Raw genomic sequence first — 237 nt, forward strand, 5'->3', positions numbered from 1 at the left:
GCTGCCCTTTGTACCGTCCATTGTAGCACGTGTGTAGCCCAACTCATAAGGGGCATGATGATTTGACGTCATCCCCACCTTCCTCCGGTTTGTCACCGGCAGTCTCCTTAGAGTGCCCAACTGAATGCTGGCAACTAAGGACAAGGGTTGCGCTCGTTGCGGGACTTAACCCAACATCTCACGACACGAGCTGACGACAACCATGCACCACCTGTCACCCCTGCCCCCGAAGGGGAA

The 237-nt window shown here is 56.1% G+C and carries 1 rRNA gene; it reads right to left on the reverse strand.

Features of this window, described 5'->3' with window-relative positions:
• Positions 1–237: ribosomal RNA gene (locus EVJ33_RS15380) — 16S ribosomal RNA — on the reverse strand; the annotation flags it as partial.

The organism is Exiguobacterium sp. SL-10, assembly GCF_004337025.1.
Lineage (GTDB): Bacteria > Bacillota > Bacilli > Exiguobacteriales > Exiguobacteriaceae > Exiguobacterium.